We start from the raw sequence: 20,280 nt of genomic DNA on the forward strand, positions 1-20,280 counted from the left end.
CGGCGTGAAGTGGAATCACGACGCTCCCTGAATCCATCCACAAAGCGCTGGTCGCGATGACGCCGCATCCCGGAAACCTCCCACGTCCCACCCGGCCCCTTCGCGGCAGCGGCGCGCCTAGCCTGGAACCCCCTCCAGGCGCAAGGAAGCCCGCCGATGAAAGCCCTGCTCGCCTCAGCCCTGCTGCTCGTCCCTACCCTCTCCATGGCCTGCCCCGACTGGCCCGAACAGCGCGCCCGCGAAGAACTGCTGGGCCTGCGCCAGCAACTGGAAGCCTGGGACCAGGCCTACCACCAGCGCGGCGCAAGCCCGATCGCTGATGAACTCTACGACCAGGCCCGGCAACGCTTCAGCCTTTGGCGCGGCTGTTATCCACAACTCGCCATCGAGCCGCCCCCACCACTTACGACCAACCGCGGCAAGCTGCGCCACCCCGCGGCCCATACCGGCCTGGACAAGGCCGCCGACGCCACTGGCGTCCGCCGCTGGGTGGCGGGGCGCGAGGACCTCTGGGTGCAGCCCAAGGTCGACGGCGTGGCCGTGACACTGGTCTACCAGGACGGCGAACTGCGCCAGGCCATCAGCCGCGGCGACGGCCTGCGCGGCCAGGACTGGACCGCCAATGCCCGCCGCCTGCCGGCCGTGCCGCAGCGCCTGCCCGGCGCGGGCCGGCGGGTGCTGCAGGGCGAACTCTACTGGCGCCTGCCGGGCCACGTGCAGGCGCAACGGGGCGGCCTGGGCGCCCGCGGCAAGGTGGCCGGGCTGATGGCGCGCAGCGAGCCGGGCGCGGAAGTCGCGCAGGTCGGGCTGTTCGTCTGGGAACTGCCGTTCGGCCCGACGGACATGCCGGCCCGCCTGGCGCTGATGCGAAAACTGGGCTTCGCCGAGAGCGCCGCCCTCACCCTGCCGGCACCGGACTTCGAGACGATCCGCCGCCAGCGCGAACACTGGTACCGCAGCCCCCTGCCCTTCGCCAGCGACGGCATCGTCGTCCGCCAGGGCTCGCGCCCCGCCGCGAATGCCTGGCAGGCCGGGGGCGCCAGCTGGGCGCTGGCCTGGAAATACCCTTACCGCCAGGCCCTGGCCGAGGTGCGCCGGGTGCATTTCCGCATCGGCCGCACCGGGCGGGTGACGCCGCTGCTGGAACTGCAGCCGGTGATGCTGGACGACCGCCGCATCGCCCAGGTCAGCCTCGGCTCGACGCGGCGCTGGCAGGCCCTGGACATCCGCCCCGGCGACCAGGTGGCCATCGCCCTGGCCGGCCTGACCATCCCGCGTCTGGAAAGCGTGGTCTGGCGCTCGCCCCGGCGCCTTGCGGTGGAGCCGCCGAAGCCCGGGCGCTACCACGCCCTCAGTTGCTGGCGGGCGACGCCCGGCTGCGAGGAACAGTTCCTCGCCCGCCTCGCCTGGCTGGGCGGCGAGCAGGGGCTGGCCCTGGAAGGCGTCGGCCCCGGAACCTGGCGAACCTTGCTGCAGGCGGGCCACCTGGAAGGGCTGCTGGACTGGCTGGAGCTCTCCGCGCAGAGCCTGCGGCAGGTCCCCGGCGGCGAGGCCCTCCACGGCCAGTTCCGTGCCGCAAGGCAGCGGCCCTTCGCGCGCTGGCTGCGGGCCCTCGGCGCGCCCCAGGCCGACGAGCTGCCGGCGAACGAGCGCTGGGCCGAACTGGCCGCCCGGCAGGCGGGCGACTGGCGCCAGCTGCCGGGCATCGGAGCGGTCCGCGCCCGGCAGCTGCAGGCTTTTTTCGCCGACGGCGAGGTGCGACGCCTGGGCGAGCAGCTCGCCGCCGCCGGGGTGGAAGGCTTCTGAGCCCTCAGCGCATGCGGAAGGCTTCCTGGTGGAAATTGCGCGCCGGCATGCCGCGCCGGCCGAGGTCGCGGCGCAGCAGGTCGGCCAGGCCCTGGGGGCCGCAGAACCACAGGCTCGGCCAGCGGCCGTCGGCATCCGGCGCCATGGCCAGGTCGTCACCGCGCAGGTAGCCCTCCTCGGCGCTGTAGTGGACCTTCAGCGCGACGCTGGGCAGGCCGTCGCACAGCTCGCGCAGGCGCCCGGCGTAGATGGCGTCGGCGGGGCTGCGCACGCAGTAGTGCAGTTCCACCTCCGGCGCATCGGCCGGGTGCTGCTGCAGCGCCTCCAGCCAGGCCAGGAAGGGCGTGATGCCGATGCCGCCGGCGATCCACACCTGGCGCTCGCCGCCACGGCGGAAGTCGAAGCAGCCGTAGGGTCCCTCGACCTTCACCGCATCGCCCACCGCCAGGGCGTCCTGCAGGCGCCGGGTGTAGTCGCCCAGGGCCTTGATGCTGAAGCGCACCTCGCCGTTGCCGCGGTCGGCGCTGGAAATGCTGAAGGGGTGCTGGCCCTCCAGGCGGTCGCAGGTGAGGAAGGCGAACTGCCCGGCCTTGTGCCGCCAGTCGCGGCCGAGCCGGCAGGTGACCTCCAGCATGCGCTCGCCGGGCCGCTCCACCGCCACCACCACGCCCTGGTGCGTGCGCCGCCGGCCGATGCGCCCGCTCAGGGCGATCAGCGCGCACACCGAGCCCAGCGCCGCGCACAGCGCCACCAGCCAGCCGAGCGGCTGCGTCCAGTAGCCGGCCGGCGCCAGCACCACGCCATGGAAGGCCAGCACCAGGTACACCAGCGCCAGCACCTTGTGCACGTAGCGCCACAGGTGATACGGGAAACGCTGCCAGAGCGTCAGCACCAGCATGGCGGCGAGCAGCCAGGCCGACCACTCGCCCAGCTCCTTGGCCGAGCCACGGAAGACGTCGAGGAAGGTCTCCACCCGCGGCCCCTTCGCCGGCTTGGCGACGAACGCCGCCAGCAGCGGCCCGCCCAGCTCCATCAGGTAGTGCAGCAGGCCCAGGACGATGGCCAGGATGCCCGCCCACCTGTGCGCGCGGTACATGCGGTCGAGCCCGCCCAGCGGCCGTTCCAGCCAGGCCGGGCGCACCGCCAGGAGCATGATCGCCGACATCAGCGCGAAGGCGGCGACGCCGCTCAGCAGGATGGCCTGCTTGCGCAGTACCCAGACATCGAAGGTGGCGGGCGGATCGAGCACCAGCGCCAGCCCGAACGCCGCCAGCACGGCGGCGAGGACGATCCAGACGAATTTCATGGGGCCTCCCGTGGATTGCCTTGCTGGCTCGAAGCTGGCGGCGAGGCCTTAATCATCCCTGAATATAGTGTGGGAATTATCCGTCGATCGGGCTTGCCATGACCCAGGTCAAGCGCTGGGCAAGTCCGCGGGCCTGCCGCACAATGCCGGATCGAGCCAGGAGCCCCCGCCATGCGTATCCGCGTCCTCTCCGACCTGCACCACGAACACTTCGGCGGCCGCCGCGAGCTGCCCGCGGTGGACGCCGACCTGGTGGTGCTGGCCGGCGACATCCACGAGCACCTGCAGGGCCTGCACTGGGCCCGCGAGGCCTTTCCCGACACCCCGGTGGTCTACGTCGCCGGCAACCACGAGTTCTACGACTCGGACCTGCCCGAACTGACCCAGGCCATGCGCAACCTGGCCCGCGCCCTGGACATCCACTTCCTGGAGAACGACGCCGTGGTCATCGATGGCGTACGCATCCTCGGCGCCACCCTGTGGACGGACTTCCTGCTCTACGGCGAGGAAACCCTGCCCCTGACGCTGCAGCGCGCGCTGCGCCTGATGCCTGACTTCAGCTGCATCGACTGGTTCACCGCGCCCTTCACCCCGGCGCTCAGCCAGCAGCTGTTCCAGGCCTCGCGGGACTGGCTGGCGGCGCAGTTGGCCGAGCCCTTCGCCGGGCCGAGCGTGGTGGTCACCCACCACGCGCCCAGCGCCCGCTCCATCCCGCCGCAATACGTCGGCGACAGCCTGTCGCCGGCCTTCGCCTCGGACCTGGAACAGCTGGTGCAGCAGTGCGACCTGTGGCTGCACGGCCACGTGCACGATGCCCTGGACTACCGCATCGGCCGTGCCCGGGTGGTGGCCAACCCGGGCGGCTACCCGGGCGAAAGGGGCGGCTTCGACCCCTACGGCACCGTGGACGTCTGAACCACCGGCAACTGGTTGAAGAAGCGCCAGATCTCCGCCGGCCCGTCCAGCTCGGGGTCGGCGATGCCGAGCAGGCGCGGCGGCCGGTAGCCCGGCTGCGACAATAGGTGGCCGCCGCCGTGCACGCTCACCAGTTCCACCGGCGGCAGCCCTTCGCCCTGCCACAGCCAGCGCTCCGACCAGACCGGGCCGGGGCGCGTCAGCGGCTCGCGCTGCGCCGCCGCGCCGATGCCGTTGCGCCGCGCCAGCTCGCCGGCCGAGGCCTCGCTGGAGAGCACCTCGCCGCGGTCGCCGAAGCCGAACAGCTTCACCCGCCCGCCGTCGTAGGGGTTGATCGGGTCGCGCGTGCCGTTCATCAGCAGTGCCGCCACGGCCCGCTGCTGCGCCGCGCAGGCGTCGTTTTCCACGCTCGGCAGGCTGGCCGCCACCAGGGCGATGCCGGCCAGGGGCAGCTTGGATTCCGCGGCCATGCGCAGGGCCATCTGCCCGCCGTTGGAGTAGCCGGCGAAGAACACCCGCTGCGGGTCCACCTGGCGCTCGCGCTGCACCCGGCGCACCAGCCGGGTGAGGAAGGCCACGTCGTCGATGTCGCGGGTGCGCGCGCTGTAGCTGGCGGCCTTGCGGCAGTCGTTCCAGTGGCCCTCGAAACCGTCCGGGTAGAGCACCAGGAAGCCGTCGCGGTCGGCCAGGGCGTCGAAGCCGAAGCCGCTGTCGCGGCGCATCAGCTGGCCATTGCTGCGCGAGGCATGCAGCACCACCAGCAGCGCCGGGTTCGGCGCCAGGTTGGGCGGCACGTAGAGCACGTAGCCGCGGCGCATGCCGCCGGCGCGCAGGGAGCTGTCCTCGCTCACCCCGGTGAGCATCGGCGGGCGCAGCTGCTCGCCGGGCAGCAGGTACCAGGCGCCCACCAGCAAGGCCGCCAGCAACAGCAGGATCAGCGCCTGAACCAGGCGAATCGCGATACGCATCCAGCCTCCCCCGCTCCGCCCGACGGAGCGTGCTCAACGGATCGACCAGGCCGCGGACTGCCGTGGGGCAACCCCCACGCGCGCACTTAATGGCAAACTCTAGACGTTCGCCAGCATCGATATCCCTTTTGGTAACGCAGGACCCGAGAATGTTCCGAACCATTACCCTGACCCTCGCCGCACTGTTCGCCGCCAGCGCCTTCGCCGCAGAGTCCGCGCAACCCCTGACCGGCTGCGCCGCCAAGCAGGCGGCCATCGCCGGCAAGCTGGAGGAAGCCCGCGCACGCGGCGACAAGGGCGCCATCGCCGGCCTGGAGACGGCCCTCGAGCAGGCGAGGACCTACTGCACCGACGGCAGCCTGGCGCAGAAGCGCACCCAGCGTGTGCTGGACGCCGAGCGCGAGGTCAGCCAGCGCGAGAACGACCTGCGCAAGGCCATGGCCAAGGGCGACGCGGAGAAGATCGAGAAGCGCAAGGACAAGCTGGCCGAGGCCCGCGCCGAGCTGGAGCAGGCCAAGCGGGAGCTGGAGGAGTAGCGGCTACCTGTAGGAGCGAGCTTGCTCGCGAATGGTGCCTCCCGGCGGCAATGGCGCCGGGGATAAGTCCGCCCCTCTCCCTAACCCTCTCCCTGAAGGGAGAGGGGACCGTTCGGAGTGCTCGGGTATTCCTGAGTCAACCGGCAGCGCCAGCGGTTTCCGGCTGACACCATCACCTCTCTCGGCACGGACAAGCCCCCTCTCCCTTCAGGGAGAGGGCTGGGGAGAGGGGGCGGAGTCGACCTGAAGCGACAGTGCGGCAGGAAAACTCCATTCGCAAGCAAGCTCGCTCCCACGAAAGCCAAGCGCCCGTCAGAGCGCGCGGAATTTCTTGTGGCAGGCCTCGCAGGCGTCTTCCACCGCGGCCAGATCCTTGCGCACGCCGTCGGCGGTCGGGGTGGCCTGGCGGGTGTTGGTCTCCAGCGCGGCGGCGGCCTGCTGCAGGGTCTTGGCGTCGGCCTGGAACTCCAGCTGGCGCTGCCACAGGTCATCCTTGGCGCGGCTGTCGCCGCCCTCGTCGGCCGGTTTGCTGGTGGGGAAGTACTGCCAGGGCTGGCTGGCCAGTTCATTGAGCTTCACCGAGTTGGCGCGGAACTTCTCGGCATCGAAGACGACGCGGCCGCGCAGCATGCCGCCCATGTCCTCGCTGGCGTGCAGCATCTGCTTGAAGATCGCCTGGCGCTTGGCCAGCGGGGAATTCGGGTCGAGGCGGTGGCAGCCGGCCAGGGCGGCACCGGCCAACAGCAGGACGAGCAGGGTCTTCAGCTTCATGAGCGGACTCTTGTAGGAACGGGCCAGACACGGGAGCGGCGGATTATCCGCCGCTGCCCGGCATTGATCCAGAGCCCGCTCGCCCGTCTGCGGCGATGCGCCGCAGCGATGCGCGAACCGTTCAGCCGCGGTTCAGGCGCGGCTCATGCAGAGACCACGAAGAAGGCGGCGATCAGCGCCATGCCGACGAACCACACCAGCGAGCGCAGCAGCGCCAGGTCGGCGAGGTAGAAGATCAGGTAGAGCAGGCGGCTGGTGAGCCAGGCGATGGCCAGGGTGTCGAGGGTCGCCGGTTCCGCATTGCCCACCACGTAGGCCACCAGCACGGCGATGGCGAAGGCCGGGGTGACCTCGAAGCTGTTCAGCTGGAAGGCGTTGGCGCGCTTGCGGTAGCCCTCCAGGCTGGCCAGGAAGGTGCGCGGGTCGTGGTTCTGCCGGGGGCCGAAGCCGCCGCCGGTGAACTTGGCGATGCTGGTGCCCAGGTAGGGCAGGAACAGGGCGATGAGGATGCACCAGAAGGCGATGGGCATGAACGGAGGTCTCGTCGGCTGGGAAGATGGCAGGTTGCTGCCAAGCATAGGCGAGCGTCAGTGGCCGCCAGGCGGATATGCCCGCCATTGCGGCCAATCTCACAACTTCATCACCAGCATCCCCGCCAGCACCAGGCTGCAGGCCAGCAGACGCGGCAGGCCGAAGGGTTCCTTGAGGAAGCGCATGCCGAACAGCACCACCAGCACCACGCTGGTCTCGCGCAGCGCCGCGGCCTCGGCCACCGAGCCCAGCTGCATGGCCCAGAGCACCAGGCCGTAGCTGGCCATCACGCAGAGGCCGACGCTCAGGCCGAGCTTCCACTGCGTCTGCCAGAAGCGCGCGAAGGCGCGGGTGCGCGCGGCGACGGCTATCAGCGGGAAAGGCACGCCGGAGAGCAGCGTCAGCCACACCAGGTAGTCCAGCGGCTGCGGCCAGCGCTTGAGGGCATGGCCGTCGGTCCAGGTGTAGCTGCCGATGCACAGGCCCATCAGCAGCACGATGGGAAAGGCCACCCAGGGCAGCCGCGAGCCGCCGCCGCCCTTGAGCAGGAACAGCATGCCCACGGGGATCAGCAGGATGCCCAGGACCTGCCGGTCGCTGAGCTGCTCGCCGCCCACCAGCAGGGTCAGGGCCAGCACCACCAGCGGCGACAGGCCGCGCATCAGCGGGTACACCAGGCCGAGGTCGCCGACCTTGTAGGCCTGGATCAGCAGCACCCGGTAGACCAGCTGCAGGGCCACGGCGCTGCCCAGCCAGGGCCAGACCTCGGCCGGCGGCAAGCTGATCCAGGGTAGCAGGGCGAGGGCCACGAGCAGGCCGACGACATCCATGCAGGCCACCACCAGCAGGCGGTCGGCGCTGAACTTGACGAGGGTGTTCCAGGCCGCGTGGAGCACGGCGGCCAGCAGCACCAGGGCGGTGGCGAACAAGGCGGGGACTTCCTGGTATAGACCAGTTTCGATTCTAGCGCCTGGCCCCCCATGCCCGGCAAGCCTCGGAAAGCCCTGAACCGTGCAGGCGACCCCGCACCGGGGCGCGTGGCTGGTCTAGACTGGGGGTTTCGCGATCGCCAGAGTCCCCTGCCATGCCCCGAATGCTCAAGTTCCTGTGCTGCTACGTCCTCGTCTCCCTGCTCACCGGCTGCGGCTACAACGCCATGCAGGCCGGCGACGAACAGGTCAAGGCGGCCTGGTCCGAGGTGCTCAACCAGTACCAGCGCCGCGCCGACCTGGTGCCCAACCTGGTCAACACGGTGAAAGGCTACGCCGCCCACGAGGCCGCCGTGCTCACCCAGGTCACCGAGGCCCGGGCCAGGGTCGGCAGCACCACCCTCAATGCCGACCAGCTCGGCGATGCCGCGGCCATGCAGCGCTTCCAGCAGGCCCAGGGCGAACTCAGCTCGGCGCTCTCGCGGCTGCTGGTGGTCACCGAGAATTATCCACAGCTCAAGGCCGACGGCCTGTTCAAGGACCTGCTGACGCAGCTGGAAGGCACCGAGAACCGCATCACCGTGGCCCGCGGCCGCTACGTCAAGGCGGTGCAGGACTACAACGTGCTGATCCGCCAGTTCCCGCAGGTGATCACCGCGAAGCTCTTCGGCTACCAGCCCAAGGCCAACTTCAGCGTGGAGAACGAGGCGGCCATCTCCACCGCGCCCAAGGTCGACTTCGGCACGCCGCAGCCACAACCGGCGCAATGAGCATGCGCGCCTGGCTGCTGGCGCTGGCCCTGCTGTGCGGCGCGGGCCTGGCGCAGGCCGAGGTGGCCGTGCCGCCGCTGAGCGCGCGGGTCACCGACCTCACCGCCACCCTCGACGCCCAGCAGCGCGACCGGCTGGAACAGCGGCTGGCGGCCCTGGAGCAGCGCAAGGGCGCGCAGCTGGCGGTGCTGATGATCCCCAGCACCGGCGAGGAGAGCATCGAGCAGTACGCGGTGCGCGCCTTCGAACAGTGGAAGCTGGGCCGCAAGGGCGTGGACGACGGCGTGCTGCTGGTGGTGGCCAAGGACGACCGCTCCCTGCGCATCGAGGTCGGCTATGGCCTGGAGGGCGCCATCACCGATGCCCTGGCCGGGCGCATCATCCGTGAACAGATGGTGCCGCGCTTTCGCGAAGGCGACTTCGCCGGCGGCGTGCAGGCCGGGGTGGACAGCCTGGAAAAGCTGATCGACGGCGAGGCGCTGCCCGAACCGCAGCAGGCCACCCAGGGCGACGATCTGGGCCTGCCGGCCGGCAGCCTGCTGCCCCTGTTCGCCCTGCTGGCCGGCGTGCCGCTGCTGGGGCGCCTGCTGCCGCTGCCGTTCATGCGCCAGCGCAGCTTCGGCCGCTACGTGGCGTGCAGCGTCGCGGTCGGCATGCTGGCCGGGCTGCTCAGCCTGGTACTGACCTTCAGCTTCGCCGCGCTGGTCAACAACGGCGTCAGCGCCTTCGTCTTCGCCCTCATCGCCTACCCCTTCTTCCTGCTGCCGGCCGGCTTCTTCCGTGGCGGGCGCGGCGGCGGTTTCGGCGGCGGCGGCTTCGGTGGCCGGGGTGGTGGCGGCTTCGGCGGTGGCGGCGGTTCCAGCGGCGGCGGCGGGGCCTCCGGCCGCTGGTGAGCCTCAGAGCACGGCGACGCCGGCCTCTTCCTCGCGGATCGAGCGCAGCACCTGGCGCTGCAGCTCGATGAATTCGGCGCTGCCGGCCATCTCCTCGCGGCGCGGGCGGGGCAGGCCCACGTCGAAGGTGGTCTTGATCCGCCCCGGGCCCAGGCCCATGACCACGATGCGGTCGGACAGGTAGACCGCCTCCTCGACGTCGTGGGTGACGAACATCACCGTCAGCCGGTGCGTCTCCCAGATGCGCGTGAGCAGCTCCTGCATCTGGTGGCGGGTCATGGCGTCCAGCGCGCCGAAGGGCTCGTCCATCAGCAGGATCTTCGGCCGGTAGGACAGCGCCCGGGCGATCGCCACGCGCTGCTTCATGCCGCCGGAAAGCTCCGTGGGGTAGGCGTCGGCGAACTTCTCCAGCTTCACCAGCTGCAGGTGCTCGGCGGCGATCTCGCGGCACTCGGCGCGCGAGCGGCCGGCGGCCTTGAGGGCGAACTCCACGTTCTGCCGCGCGGTCAGCCAGGGCAGCAGGGTGTAGGCCTGGAACACCACGCCGCGGTCCAGGCCGGGGCCGGCGATGGGTACGCCGTCGACCTTGACGCTGCCGCTGTCGAAGTCCTCGAGCCCTGCGGCGATGGACAGCAGGGTGCTCTTGCCGCAGCCGGAGGTGCCGACGATGGAGACGAACTCGTTGTCCGCCAGGGTCAGGTCGATGTTGCGCAGCACCTCGCGGCGCTGCTTGCCAACCTGGAAGCTCTTGTTCAGGCCGGAAATCTCCAGGGTCGCCATCAGCCGCGCCTCCGGTTGTAGCGGAACAGGACGCGCTCGGCGGCGCGCATGGCCTGGTCGGTGACCAGCCCCAGCAGGCCGAGCAGCAGGATGTAGCCGATGATGGTGTCGGTCTGGAAGAAGCGCTGCGACACCACGATGCGGTAGCCCAGGCCCGAGGTGGCGGCCACCAGCTCGGCCAGCACCAGCCAGGTCCAGGCCCAGCCCAGGCTGATCCGCAGGGCGTCCCAGATGCCCGGCAGGGCGCTGGGCAGGACGATCTTCAGGAGGATGCGCCGGTCCGGCATGCCCAGGGTCCGGCCGAGGCCGACGAAGTCCGGCGGCACGCGCTTGATGGCGTCCATCACCATCAGCACCTGCTGGAAGAAGGTGCCGATCCAGATGATGAGGAATTTCTGCAAGTCGCTGGTGCCGGCCCAGAGGATGCTCAGCGGCACGAAGGCCACCACCGGCATGTAGCGCACGAAGTCCACCAGCGGCTCGGTGGCGGCCTTCCAGAAGCCGTAGCAGCCGGCGAACACGCCGATGACGATGGACATCGCCGAGGAAATCGCGAAGGCCACCAGGATGCGGTAGACGCTGACCTTCAGGTCGGCCCACAGGGTGCCATCGGCGGCCAGCCTGAGCATGCGCGCCCAGACGTCGCCGGGGGCCGGCAGGAAGATCTTCGGCACCGCGCCGCTGGCGCCGGCCGCCCACCAGGCCAGGGCCAGCAGGACGAACACGCCGCCGCCGATCAGCAGCAGGTGGCGGCGCGCCAGCGGCTTGCCGATGACGAACAGCGGGGAAGGTTTACGGGCGTTCATGCAAGGCTCAGGGTAACGGGGGTAGCGCGCGCCGGCCCTGCGGCCGGCGCGCGGGGTGCGTCAGAGCGCCTCGGCGAAGCGCGCGTCGACGGCCTGCTCCGGGGTCACCGGCTGCTCGATGATGCCAGCCTCGGTGGCGGCCTTCTGGATGTGCCCGAAGGACTCCTTGACGAAGGCGCCCTTGAGCTCGGCCTTGTTCTCGCCCAGGGAATAGAAGCGCACGCCGTCGAAGGCGCTCTGCAGCTCCGCCGGCTCGGCGCCGACGCCCTTGGCGATGGCCGCGCGGCCTTCGGCGGTGTGGGCCTGGTAGTGCTTCAGGCCGGCTTCCCAGCTCTTGAGCAGGGCCAGCACCTGGCCGGGGCGCTGCTTGAGCACCTCGTCGCGGACCACGAACACGTCGCTGATGATGCCCGGGTCGTCGGAGCCCTTGTACAGCAGGTTCACTTTCGGGTTCTGCTGCCTGGCCGCGCTCAGGTAGGGCTCGTAGGTCACCGCCGCCGGCACCTGGCCTGCGATCAGCGCGGAACCGGCGTTGGCCGCCGGCATCGGCACCGGCTGCACGTCGGCGAGGCTCAGGCCGGCCTTGCGCAGCGCGCTGTGCAGGAGGATGTCGCTGGTGGTGCCCTCTTCATAGGCGACCTGCTTGCCCTTGAGGTCTTTCAGCGTCTTGATCGAGGGGTCGACGATGAGCGCGTCGGCGCTGGTGCTCTGGTCCAGCAGCAGGACGATCTTCACCGGCAGGCCGGCGGCGACCATGGCCATGGCGGTGTGGGTGGCGAGGTTGCCGCCATCGATCTGGCCGCTGGCCAGGGCGGCGTTCATGTCCTTGTCTTCGGTGAAGTTGACCAGTTCGACCTGGTCCAGGCCGTTGGCCTTGAAGGCCCCGGCCTGCTCGGCGACGTACCACTGGCCGTAGCCCAGCCAGGGCTGCATGCCCATCTTGAAGGTGCCGGCCTCGGGCTTGAGGTCGGCCTTGGGCTCGGCGGCCTGGGCGGCGCCGCCCAGCAGGACGGCGCAGCAGGTGGCCGCGACGAGGCGGCGCAGCGTGGATGCGATGGGCGCTTGCATGGTGTCTCCCCGGTCTTCTTCTGTGGTGGTACGGCAGGGGAGCGCGTTGGCCCGCACCCGCCGTGGGCGGGCACAGGCTCACACGAAACCGCGCGGATGCAAAGCCTCCGGCGTCGCTGCGGGCCCGGAGGCAGGCGCCAGGCCGGGGCCCGGTTCAGGCCTCGTCGATGTCGTCGTCCTTGAACTGGTCCTTGATGTAGGTGATCTCGGTCTTGCCGTGGGGCGCCGGCAGGCCGTCCGGGCCCATGTTGACGAAGACCATCTTGTCGATGGTGAGGATGCTCTTGCGGGTGATCTTGTTGCGCACGTGGCAGGTCAGGGTGATCGAGGTGCGGCCGAAGTCGGTGGCGGTGATGCCCATCTCGATGATGTCGCCGGTGCGCGCCGAGCTGACGAAGTTGATCTCGGAGATGAACTTGGTGACCACGCGCTGGTTGCCCAGCTGGACGATGGCGTAGATGGCCGCCTCCTCGTCTATCCACTTCAGCAGGCTGCCGCCGAACAGCGAGCCGTTGGGGTTGAGGTCTTCGGGTTTGACCCATTTGCGGGTGTGGAAATTCATGGTGACTCCTTGCTGGTTGCGCCTCGTGAGCGCGATGCCTTCGTAGGCAAGATGACGGGTCGAGCCCCGCCGGCTGCGCGATTATCGCGCGGATCGCCGCTTCGCGCCCGCCCGGGGTCAGCCCAGGCCGGCCTCTTCGCGGTAGATGCGCGCCTGTTCCACCAGCCAGTCGCGGAAGGCGCGGACGATGGCGGACTCCACCTTGCGCTCGGGGATCATCAGGTAATAGGCGTTTTCGCTCAAATAGGCATGTTGCATCGCCACGATCAGCCGCCCCTCGGCCAGCTCGCGCTGGATCAGCATGGGCGGGATCAGCGCCACGCCCATGCCCAGCATGGCCGCCTGGGCGAGCATGGAGAACAGCTCGTAGCGGGTGCCGCTCATGTCGTGGGCGACGCTCATGCCCAGGGAGCCGAACCACTGGCGCCAGGCGTAGGGCCGGGTGGTCTGCTGCATCAGCGGCAGCGCGGCGATCTCCTCGGCGCCGAGGCTGGCGCGGCCTTCGAGCAGCTCGGGGCTGCACACCGGCACCGGGTTCTCGCGCATGAGGAAGTGCTTCACCGTGCCGGACCAGGCGCCGTCGCCGAAGTACAGCGCGCAGTCGAAATCGGTGTCGGCGAAAAGGAAGGGCCGGGTGCGGTTGGTCAGATTGACCGTGACCTCCGGGTACAGGCCCTTGAAGGCCTTCAGCCGCGGCAGCAGCCACTGGGTGGCGAAGGTCGGCACCACGGCCAGCTCGATGCTGCCGCCGCCCTGCTGGCCCATCACCGCCAGGGTGTCGCGCTCCACCGCGTCGAGCCGCGCGGCGATGCGCCGGCTGTAGCCCAGCCCCGCCTCGGTGAGCTTGACGCCGCGCCGCGAACGGCGGAACAGCTCGACGCCGAGGAACGCCTCGAGCCCGGCGATCTGCCGGCAGATGGCGCTCTGCGTCAGCGACAGTTCCTCGGCGGCCTTGGTGAAGCTTTCATGGCGCGCCGCCGACTCGAAGCTGACCAGCGCCGCGGTGGTGGGGATCTTGCGCCGCATCGAATGCCTCTTGGGAATCTCGTGATCCGCGAAGCCCGGGAAAAAGGCCATTCAAACATTCGTTTCATGGGGCCCGGGCAGTCACGGAGTGAGAAAATAGCACAACAGCGTGCGAATTAGTCGGTTGCCGCACCGGTCGGCGGCTGACTAGGATCGACCGCACTGCGTCCGCCTAAACTGGTCGGACACCCTGTCACTGCCCCGAGGTAACCCGATGGCCACCAAAGCAAGCTTCAACTGGGAAGACCCGCTGCTGCTGGATCAGCAACTCACCGAAGAAGAGCGCATGGTGCGCGACAGCGCCCAGCAGTTCGCCCAGGACAAGCTGGCCCCGCGCGTGCTGGAGGCCTTCCGCCACGAGCAGACCGACCCGGCGATCTTCCGCGAGATGGGCGAGACCGGCCTGCTCGGCGCGACCATCCCCGCCGAGTACGGTGGCAGCGGTCTGAACTACGTGTGCTACGGCCTGATCGCCCGCGAGGTCGAGCGCGTCGACTCCGGCTACCGCTCGATGATGAGCGTGCAGTCGTCCCTGGTCATGGTGCCGATCTACGAGTTCGGCAACGAGGCCACCCGCCAGAAATACCTGCCCAAGCTGGCCAGCGGCGAGTGGATCGGCTGCTTCGGCCTGACCGAGCCGAACCACGGCTCCGACCCGGGCTCGATGATCACCCGCGCCAGGAAGGTCGACGGCGGCTACCGCCTGTCCGGCGCCAAGATGTGGATCACCAACAGCCCGATCGCCGACGTCTTCGTGGTCTGGGCCAAGGACGACGAAGGCCAGATCCGCGGCTTCGTCCTGGAGAAAGGCTGGGAAGGCCTGTCCGCCCCGGCCATCCACGGCAAGGTCGGCCTGCGCGCCTCCATCACCGGCGAGATCGTGATGGACAACGTGTTCGTCCCCGAAGAGAACGCCTTCCCCGAGGTGCGCGGCCTGCGCGGCCCGTTCACCTGCCTGAACTCGGCGCGCTACGGCATCTCCTGGGGCGCCCTGGGCGCCGCCGAGGCCTGCTGGCACACTGCCCGCCAGTACACCCTGGACCGCAAGCAGTTCGGCCGCCCGCTGGCCGCCAACCAGTTGATCCAGAAGAAGCTGGCCGACATGCAGACCGAGATCACCCTCGCCCTGCAGGGCTGCCTGCGCCTGGGCCGGATGAAGGACGAAGGCACCGCCGCGGTGGAAATCACCTCGATCATGAAGCGCAACAGCTGCGGCAAAGCCCTGGACATCGCCCGCATGGCCCGCGACATGCTCGGCGGCAACGGCATCTCCGACGAGTTCGGCGTGGCCCGCCACCTGGTCAACCTGGAAGTGGTGAACACCTACGAGGGTACCCACGACGTCCACGCGCTGATCCTCGGCCGCGCCCAGACCGGAATCCAGGCCTTTTTCTAAAAGAAGCGGCGGCAGGCTTCAGGCGACAGGCTGCAGGCAAGAGCGACTCTGCCTGAAGCCTGCGGCCTGTGGCCTGCAGCCCCAGGAGCTTTCATGTCCGGCGCCCTCTCGCATATCCGCGTTCTCGACCTTTCCCGCGTCCTGGCCGGCCCCTGGGCCGGGCAGATCCTCGCCGACCTCGGCGCCGAAGTGATCAAGATCGAACGGCCCGGCAGCGGCGACGACACCCGCGCCTGGGGCCCGCCGTTCCTCAAGGACGCCGAGGGCCGCGACACCAGCGAGGCGGCCTACTACCTGTCGGCCAACCGCAACAAGAAATCCCTCACCATCGACTTCACCCAGCCCGAGGGCCAGCGCCTGGTGCGCGAGCTGGCGGCCAAGGCCGACATCGTGCTGGAGAACTTCAAGGTCGGCGGCCTCAAGGCCTATGGCCTGGACTACGCGTCGCTGAAGCAGCTCAACCCCCGGCTGATCTACTGCTCCATCACCGGCTTCGGCCAGACCGGCCCCTACGCCAAGCGCGCCGGCTACGACTTCATGATCCAGGGCCTGGGCGGGCTGATGAGCATCACCGGGCGCTCCGACGCCGAGGAAGGCGCCGGCCCGGTGAAGGTCGGCGTGGCGCTGACCGACATCCTCACCGGCCTGTACTCCTCCACCGCGATCCTCGCCGCCCTCGCCCACCGCGACGTCAGCGGCATCGGCCAGCACATCGACATGGCCCTGCTCGACGTGCAGGTGGCCTGCCTGGCCAACCAGACGCTGAACTACCTGACCACCGGCATCCCGCCGCGCCGGCTGGGCAACGCCCACCCGAACATCGTGCCCTACCAGGACTTCCCCACCGCCGACGGCGACATGATCCTCACCGTCGGCAACGACGGGCAGTTCCGCAAGTTCTGCGAACTGGCCGGGCACCCGGAATGGGCCGACGACGAACGTTTCGCCAGCAACAAGGCCCGCGTCGCCCACCGCGACGTGCTCATCCCGCTGATCCGCCAGGCCACGGTGATGCGCACCACCGCGCAGTGGATCGCCGCGCTGGAGCAGGCCGGCGTGCCCTGCGGGCCGATCAACGACCTGGCCCAGGTGTTCGCCGACCCGCAGGTGATCGCCCGCGGCCTGCGCGTGGACCTGCCGCACCCGCTGGCCGGGACCGTGCCGCAGGTGGCCAGCCCGATCCGCCTGTCGCAGACCCCCGTCGAGTACCGCAACGCCCCGCCGACCCTCGGCCAGCACACCGAGCAGATACTCGAGGACGTGCTCGGCCTGGACGCCGCCGCCATCGGCAAGCTGCGCGAGCAGGGCGTGATCTGAACCCGCACGCCGCCGCGCCAGGGTATTCACGGCCCCTGGCGCGGCGCGGGCGGGCCCGGCGGACGACGGAAAACCTTTGGCTTGCCGCCCGGCATCGCTATAATCCGCAGGCTTCACCGGCCGGCTCCGCTCCGGCCGTTCCCGCCACCCGTTCCGAGGGGCGCTGCAGCAGGCCGGACCCGCACCGGGTTCAGCCTGTCAGGCTCGGACGGGGCGCGTCCCGGTCGGCGTCCGCCGGCCGTTAACGCATCAACGGCGCCCATTCGCAGACAACGAATGGAGAGTTACGCATGAGCGCTGTCATGACGCCTGCCGGTTTCACCGACTACAAGGTCGCCGACATTTCCCTGGCCGCCTGGGGCCGCCGCGAGCTGATCATCGCCGAGTCCGAGATGCCGGCACTGATGGGCCTGCGCCGCAAGTACGCCGCCAGCCAGCCGCTGAAAGGCGCGAAGATCCTCGGCTGCATCCACATGACCATCCAGACCGGCGTGCTCATCGAGACCCTGGTCGCCCTCGGCGCCGAAGTGCGCTGGTCCTCCTGCAACATCTTCTCCACCCAGGACCAGGCCGCCGCCGCCATCGCCGCCGCCGGCATCCCGGTATTCGCCTGGAAGGGCGAGACCGAGCAGGAGTACGAATGGTGCATCGAGCAGACCATCCTCAAGGACGGCCAGCCGTGGGACGCCAACATGGTGCTGGACGACGGCGGTGACCTGACCGAGATCCTGCACAAGAAGTACCCGGCGATGCTGGAGAAGATCCACGGCATCACCGAAGAGACCACCACCGGCGTGCACCGCCTGCTCGACATGCTCAAGGCCGGCACCCTGAAAGTCCCGGCGATCAACGTCAACGACTCGGTGACCAAGAGCAAGAACGACAACAAGTACGGCTGCCGCCACAGCCTCAACGACGCCATCAAGCGCGGCACCGACCACCTGCTGTCGGGCAAGCAGGCGCTGGTGATCGGCTACGGCGACGTGGGCAAGGGCTCGGCGCAGTCGCTGCGCCAGGAAGGCATGATCGTCAAGGTCGCGGAAGTCGACCCGATCTGCGCCATGCAGGCCTGCATGGACGGCTTCGAAGTGGTTTCCCCGTACAAGAACGGCGTGAACGACGGCACCGAGGCCAGCGTCGACGCCGCCCTGCTGGGCAAGATCGACCTGATCGTCACCACCACCGGCAACGTCAACGTCTGCGACGCCGGCATGCTCAAGGCTCTGAAGAAGCGCGCCGTGGTCTGCAACATCGGCCACTTCGACAACGAGATCGACACCGCCTTCATGCGCAAGACCTGGGCCTGGGAAGAGGTCAAGCCGCAGGTGCACAAGATCCACCGCACCGGCAAGGACGGCTTCGACCCGCACAACGACGACTACCTGATCCTGCTCGCCGAAGGCCGCCTGGTGAACCTGGGCAACGCCACCGGCCACCCGTCGCGGATCATGGACGGCTCCTTCGCCAACCAGGTGCTGGCGCAGATCCACCTGTTCGAGCGCAAGTTCGCCGACCTGCCGGCCAGCGAAAAGGCCAAGCGCCTGAGCGTCGAGGTGCTGCCGAAGAAACTCGACGAGGAAGTCGCCCTGGAGATGGTCAAGGGCTTCGGCGGCGTGGTCACCCAGCTGACGCCGAAACAGGCCGAGTACATCGGCGTTACCGTCGAAGGTCCGTTCAAGCCGGATACCTATCGCTACTAAGAGCAGCTGCAAGCTGCAAGCTGCAGGCTGCAAGCAGGGCTCGGTCCCGCTTGCAGCTTGTGGCTTGAGGCTCGCCGCTGAGAAGGGAACCTTCTCCTATGTCTTCTCAAGAACGCCGCTTCAGCTTCGAGTTCTTCCCCGCCAAGACCGAAGCCGGGCATGAAAAACTGCTGGCCACCGCGCGCCAGCTGGCCGGCTACAAGCCGGACTTCTTCTCCTGCACCTACGGCGCCGGTGGCTCCACCCGCGACCGTACCCTGGTCACCGTCCTGCAGCTGGACGGCGAGGTGGGCATCCCCACCGCGCCGCACCTGTCCTGCGTCGGCGACACCAAGGCCGAGCTGCGCGCCCTGCTGGCCCACTACAAGGACGCCGGCATCCAGCGCATCGTCGCCCTGCGCGGCGACCTGCCCTCGGGCATGGGCATGGCCAGCGGCGAGCTGCGCTACGCCAACGAGCTGGTGGAGTTCATCCGCGCCGAGAGCGGCGACCACTTCCACATCGAAGTCGCTGCCTACCCGGAAGTTCATCCGCAGGCTCGCAATTCCGAGCACGATCTGGCCAATTTCGTACGCAAGGTCAAGGCCGGGGCCGACAGTGCAATCACGCAGTATTTCTTCAACGCCGACAGCTATTTCCACTTCGTCGAGCGTGCACAGAAGTTGGGCGTCGACATCCCGATCGTCCCGGGCATCATGCCGATCACCAACTACTCCAAGCTGGCGCGTTTCTCGGATGCCTGTGGCGCCGAGATTCCCCGCTGGATCCGCAAGCAGCTGGAAGCCTACGGCGACGACATCGCCAGCATCCAGTCCTTCGGCGAGCAGGTGATCACCGAAATGTGCGAACGCCTGCTGGACGGCGGCGCCCCTGGTCTGCATTTCTATACGCTGAACCAGGCCGACCCCAGCCTGGCACTGTGGAAAAACCTGAAGCTGCCCCGCTAGCGCAACGGCGTTCCGCCGCCCGCAGCGGGCGGCGGTTCACCGGCCAGGACGCTAGAGGTTGCACATGGCATGGCACATGCCCCGTCCCTGATCTACCTGGTGTACGGTCGCCAGACCTACCACCAGGAAGCCCTGTTCAGCATCGCCAGCGCCATCGCCCGCGCGCGGGAAACGCCGCAGTTGCACCTGGACATCCAGGTCATCACCGATGACGGCGCCCCCTATGCCGGGCTGCCGGTGCGGGTGCGCCGCCTCGACGAGCGCACCCTGGCCGGCTGGTACGGGCCGCACCGCTACCACTTCCGCGCCAAGCACGTGGCCCTGCGCCAGGTGCTCGACGAAAGGCCCGCCGCCGTGCTGATCGACACCGACACCTTCTTCCGCGTATCGCCCGCCCGGCTGTTCGCCCGCGTGCGGCCCGGCGCCCTGCTGTGCAACGCCGTCAGCCACCTGCTGGGCGACTCGCCGGCCGCCGTCTACCGGCAGCTGACCGAGCCCCTGAAGGCCCGCGGGCTGGCCGACGAACGGACGCCGATGATCAATTCCGGGGTGATCGGGCTGGCCCGCGAAGACGCCGGCGTACTCGACCGTTCGTTGGAATTGATGGATGACCTCTACCCAATTGCCCGCGCAGCCTATAATCTTGAAGAGTTCGTTCTGGCGATTGCGGCCTACAGACAACTGGAACCTGTCGGTTGTACCGACCTCATCCACCATTATTGGAGCCGCAAGCAGTTGTTCCGGGCGAAAGTCCAGGCCTGGCTGCACAAGCACCGAACGTCCCTTCTCAGCAGCCCGGCTCTCGACGACACCCAACTGGTGACCGACCGCCTGCCGCGCCCACCACGGGCCGCGCGCCTGCTGTACAAGCTGAGAACACTGCCGTTGCCGGCCCCGATGCGCCAGTTCAGCCTGGAGCTGTTCTACGGGTGCCATGATTACGACAACGAGTTCGACCGGGCCTGCGGCCCCGTCTGGTGGGAAAAGGCCGCGACCAACGTCATCGAGCGCCACCCCGACCAGCCGGTGGAAGAACAGCTCGGTGAATGGCTGAACCACAAGGTGTTGCGTCATCTCCTCGGCCCAAGGCTCGAGGCGATACGCCGGCACCTACGCCAGCAGGACCTGCTCTGAACGGCAGGCCAGCGCTGGCAGCGCCTCTCGCCTTCCGGGGCCGGGCGCAAACCCAGGCCGGCGGCCTTCGCCGCCGGCCCCCGGAGGAGCCCGCGAGGGCCCCTGCCAGTAGCTCGGCC

20 protein-coding genes and 1 riboswitch are annotated in these 20,280 nt (G+C 69.3%); of the genes, 10 read left to right on the top strand and 10 right to left on the bottom strand.

Going from position 1 to position 20,280, the window contains the following annotated elements:
- The first annotated feature begins 156 nt into the window (after positions 1 to 156).
- Positions 157 to 1,806 carry an NAD-dependent DNA ligase LigB gene (gene ligB, locus VV867_RS08080; protein ID WP_328566065.1) on the top strand — a complete coding sequence of 550 codons (1,650 nt, stop codon included), beginning with the start codon at positions 157 to 159 and terminating at the stop codon, positions 1,804 to 1,806.
- A gap of 4 nt (positions 1,807 to 1,810) precedes the next feature.
- Here ligB and VV867_RS08085 read toward each other — a convergent pair whose 3' ends face one another.
- Positions 1,811 to 3,112 carry a ferredoxin reductase family protein gene (locus tag VV867_RS08085; RefSeq protein WP_328566066.1) on the bottom strand — a complete coding sequence of 434 codons (1,302 nt, stop codon included), beginning with the start codon at positions 3,110 to 3,112 and terminating at the stop codon, positions 1,811 to 1,813.
- 171 nt (positions 3,113 to 3,283) lie between these two features.
- Between VV867_RS08085 and VV867_RS08090 the strand changes: the two genes are divergently transcribed.
- Positions 3,284 to 4,027, top strand: coding sequence for a metallophosphoesterase (locus VV867_RS08090; RefSeq protein ID WP_275628365.1), 744 nt, complete (start codon positions 3,284 to 3,286; stop codon positions 4,025 to 4,027).
- Here VV867_RS08090 and VV867_RS08095 read toward each other — a convergent pair.
- Positions 4,006 to 4,995 (bottom strand): alpha/beta hydrolase family esterase, encoded by a 990-nt coding sequence (locus tag VV867_RS08095; protein ID WP_275628364.1) that lies wholly within the window; start codon positions 4,993 to 4,995, stop codon positions 4,006 to 4,008. The genes VV867_RS08090 and VV867_RS08095 overlap by 22 nt on opposite strands.
- Before the next feature lie 149 nt (positions 4,996 to 5,144).
- Between VV867_RS08095 and VV867_RS08100 the strand changes: the two genes are divergently transcribed.
- On the top strand, positions 5,145 to 5,531 hold the full coding sequence (locus tag VV867_RS08100; protein WP_109937243.1) for a DUF1090 domain-containing protein: 387 nt from the start codon (positions 5,145 to 5,147) through the stop codon (positions 5,529 to 5,531).
- Positions 5,532 to 5,843: 312 nt separating this feature from the next.
- Here the strand turns inward: VV867_RS08100 and VV867_RS08105 are convergent, their stop codons facing one another.
- The 3 genes from VV867_RS08105 to VV867_RS08115 all read right to left on the bottom strand — a co-directional run bounded on the left by VV867_RS08105 (position 5,844) and on the right by VV867_RS08115 (position 7,762).
- Positions 5,844 to 6,302, bottom strand: coding sequence for a c-type cytochrome (locus VV867_RS08105; RefSeq protein WP_275628362.1), 459 nt, complete (start codon positions 6,300 to 6,302; stop codon positions 5,844 to 5,846).
- 143 nt (positions 6,303 to 6,445) lie between these two features.
- A complete protein-coding gene (locus VV867_RS08110) occupies positions 6,446 to 6,832 on the bottom strand; it encodes an MAPEG family protein (protein WP_089389889.1) in 387 nt (128 codons plus the stop codon).
- A gap of 99 nt (positions 6,833 to 6,931) precedes the next feature.
- Positions 6,932 to 7,762, bottom strand: coding sequence for an EamA family transporter (locus tag VV867_RS08115; protein WP_328566067.1), 831 nt, complete (start codon positions 7,760 to 7,762; stop codon positions 6,932 to 6,934).
- A 155-nt stretch (positions 7,763 to 7,917) separates the two neighbouring features.
- On the opposite strand from VV867_RS08115, the gene VV867_RS08120 reads away from it, so the two are divergent.
- Positions 7,918 to 8,532, top strand: a complete 615-nt coding sequence (locus VV867_RS08120; protein WP_089389887.1) for a LemA family protein — start codon at positions 7,918 to 7,920, stop codon at positions 8,530 to 8,532.
- Positions 8,533 to 8,534: 2 nt separating this feature from the next.
- A complete protein-coding gene (locus VV867_RS08125) occupies positions 8,535 to 9,425 on the top strand; it encodes a TPM domain-containing protein (RefSeq protein WP_275628361.1) in 891 nt (296 codons plus the stop codon).
- 3 nt (positions 9,426 to 9,428) lie between these two features.
- On the opposite strand, the gene VV867_RS08130 is transcribed toward VV867_RS08125, so the two are convergent.
- The 5 genes from VV867_RS08130 to VV867_RS08150 all read right to left on the bottom strand — a co-directional run bounded on the left by VV867_RS08130 (position 9,429) and on the right by VV867_RS08150 (position 13,667).
- Positions 9,429 to 10,205: an ABC transporter ATP-binding protein gene (locus tag VV867_RS08130; RefSeq protein ID WP_275628360.1), complete on the bottom strand. Its 777-nt coding sequence runs from the start codon at positions 10,203 to 10,205 to the stop codon at positions 9,429 to 9,431.
- The gene (locus VV867_RS08135; protein WP_089389884.1) at positions 10,205 to 11,011 is read right to left on the bottom strand and encodes an ABC transporter permease; all 807 of its coding nucleotides are present in this window, start codon (positions 11,009 to 11,011) and stop codon (positions 10,205 to 10,207) included. The genes VV867_RS08130 and VV867_RS08135 overlap by 1 nt, the downstream gene beginning before the upstream one ends.
- A gap of 60 nt (positions 11,012 to 11,071) precedes the next feature.
- Positions 11,072 to 12,079: an ABC transporter substrate-binding protein gene (locus VV867_RS08140; RefSeq protein ID WP_328566068.1), complete on the bottom strand. Its 1,008-nt coding sequence runs from the start codon at positions 12,077 to 12,079 to the stop codon at positions 11,072 to 11,074.
- 154 nt (positions 12,080 to 12,233) lie between these two features.
- Positions 12,234 to 12,641, bottom strand: a complete 408-nt coding sequence (locus VV867_RS08145; RefSeq protein ID WP_089389882.1) for an acyl-CoA thioesterase — start codon at positions 12,639 to 12,641, stop codon at positions 12,234 to 12,236.
- Positions 12,642 to 12,758: 117 nt separating this feature from the next.
- Positions 12,759 to 13,667, bottom strand: a complete 909-nt coding sequence (locus VV867_RS08150; protein ID WP_109937238.1) for a LysR substrate-binding domain-containing protein — start codon at positions 13,665 to 13,667, stop codon at positions 12,759 to 12,761.
- A 214-nt stretch (positions 13,668 to 13,881) separates the two neighbouring features.
- Between VV867_RS08150 and VV867_RS08155 the strand changes: the two genes are divergently transcribed.
- The 5 genes from VV867_RS08155 to VV867_RS08175 all read left to right on the top strand — a co-directional run bounded on the left by VV867_RS08155 (position 13,882) and on the right by VV867_RS08175 (position 20,161).
- Complete coding sequence (locus VV867_RS08155; RefSeq protein ID WP_275628359.1) at positions 13,882 to 15,063, top strand: acyl-CoA dehydrogenase; 1,182 nt, start codon at positions 13,882 to 13,884, stop codon at positions 15,061 to 15,063.
- 93 nt (positions 15,064 to 15,156) lie between these two features.
- Positions 15,157 to 16,380, top strand: coding sequence for a CaiB/BaiF CoA transferase family protein (locus tag VV867_RS08160; protein WP_109937236.1), 1,224 nt, complete (start codon positions 15,157 to 15,159; stop codon positions 16,378 to 16,380).
- A 149-nt stretch (positions 16,381 to 16,529) separates the two neighbouring features.
- Positions 16,530 to 16,648, top strand: a riboswitch (S-adenosyl-L-homocysteine riboswitch).
- Between the two features lie 22 nt (positions 16,649 to 16,670).
- The gene (gene ahcY, locus VV867_RS08165) at positions 16,671 to 18,080 is read left to right on the top strand and encodes an adenosylhomocysteinase (protein ID WP_328566069.1); all 1,410 of its coding nucleotides are present in this window, start codon (positions 16,671 to 16,673) and stop codon (positions 18,078 to 18,080) included.
- Positions 18,081 to 18,178: 98 nt separating this feature from the next.
- Positions 18,179 to 19,027 (top strand): methylenetetrahydrofolate reductase [NAD(P)H], encoded by an 849-nt coding sequence (gene metF, locus VV867_RS08170; RefSeq protein WP_109937234.1) that lies wholly within the window; start codon positions 18,179 to 18,181, stop codon positions 19,025 to 19,027.
- 69 nt (positions 19,028 to 19,096) lie between these two features.
- A complete protein-coding gene (locus VV867_RS08175) occupies positions 19,097 to 20,161 on the top strand; it encodes a hypothetical protein (protein WP_328566070.1) in 1,065 nt (354 codons plus the stop codon).
- The last annotated feature ends 119 nt before the right edge of the window (positions 20,162 to 20,280 follow it).

The sequence above is a fragment of the Pseudomonas sp. JH-2 genome, from assembly GCF_036231725.1.
GTDB lineage: Bacteria > Pseudomonadota > Gammaproteobacteria > Pseudomonadales > Pseudomonadaceae > Pseudomonas > Pseudomonas delhiensis.

Coding starts and splice junctions, on each gene's coding strand:
- ligB (WP_328566065.1), top strand. CDS start 157: ATGAAAGCCCTGCTCGCCTCAGCCCTGCTGCTCGTCCCTACCCTCTCC.
- VV867_RS08085 (WP_328566066.1), bottom strand. CDS start 3,112: ATGAAATTCGTCTGGATCGTCCTCGCCGCCGTGCTGGCGGCGTTCGGG.
- VV867_RS08090 (WP_275628365.1), top strand. CDS start 3,284: ATGCGTATCCGCGTCCTCTCCGACCTGCACCACGAACACTTCGGCGGC.
- VV867_RS08095 (WP_275628364.1), bottom strand. CDS start 4,995: ATGCGTATCGCGATTCGCCTGGTTCAGGCGCTGATCCTGCTGTTGCTG.
- VV867_RS08100 (WP_109937243.1), top strand. CDS start 5,145: ATGTTCCGAACCATTACCCTGACCCTCGCCGCACTGTTCGCCGCCAGC.
- VV867_RS08105 (WP_275628362.1), bottom strand. CDS start 6,302: ATGAAGCTGAAGACCCTGCTCGTCCTGCTGTTGGCCGGTGCCGCCCTG.
- VV867_RS08110 (WP_089389889.1), bottom strand. CDS start 6,832: ATGCCCATCGCCTTCTGGTGCATCCTCATCGCCCTGTTCCTGCCCTAC.
- VV867_RS08120 (WP_089389887.1), top strand. CDS start 7,918: ATGCCCCGAATGCTCAAGTTCCTGTGCTGCTACGTCCTCGTCTCCCTG.
- VV867_RS08125 (WP_275628361.1), top strand. CDS start 8,535: ATGCGCGCCTGGCTGCTGGCGCTGGCCCTGCTGTGCGGCGCGGGCCTG.
- VV867_RS08130 (WP_275628360.1), bottom strand. CDS start 10,205: ATGGCGACCCTGGAGATTTCCGGCCTGAACAAGAGCTTCCAGGTTGGC.
- VV867_RS08135 (WP_089389884.1), bottom strand. CDS start 11,011: ATGAACGCCCGTAAACCTTCCCCGCTGTTCGTCATCGGCAAGCCGCTG.
- VV867_RS08140 (WP_328566068.1), bottom strand. CDS start 12,079: ATGCAAGCGCCCATCGCATCCACGCTGCGCCGCCTCGTCGCGGCCACC.
- VV867_RS08145 (WP_089389882.1), bottom strand. CDS start 12,641: ATGAATTTCCACACCCGCAAATGGGTCAAACCCGAAGACCTCAACCCC.
- VV867_RS08150 (WP_109937238.1), bottom strand. CDS start 13,667: ATGCGGCGCAAGATCCCCACCACCGCGGCGCTGGTCAGCTTCGAGTCG.
- VV867_RS08155 (WP_275628359.1), top strand. CDS start 13,882: ATGGCCACCAAAGCAAGCTTCAACTGGGAAGACCCGCTGCTGCTGGAT.
- VV867_RS08160 (WP_109937236.1), top strand. CDS start 15,157: ATGTCCGGCGCCCTCTCGCATATCCGCGTTCTCGACCTTTCCCGCGTC.
- ahcY (WP_328566069.1), top strand. CDS start 16,671: ATGAGCGCTGTCATGACGCCTGCCGGTTTCACCGACTACAAGGTCGCC.
- metF (WP_109937234.1), top strand. CDS start 18,179: ATGTCTTCTCAAGAACGCCGCTTCAGCTTCGAGTTCTTCCCCGCCAAG.
- VV867_RS08175 (WP_328566070.1), top strand. CDS start 19,097: ATGGCACATGCCCCGTCCCTGATCTACCTGGTGTACGGTCGCCAGACC.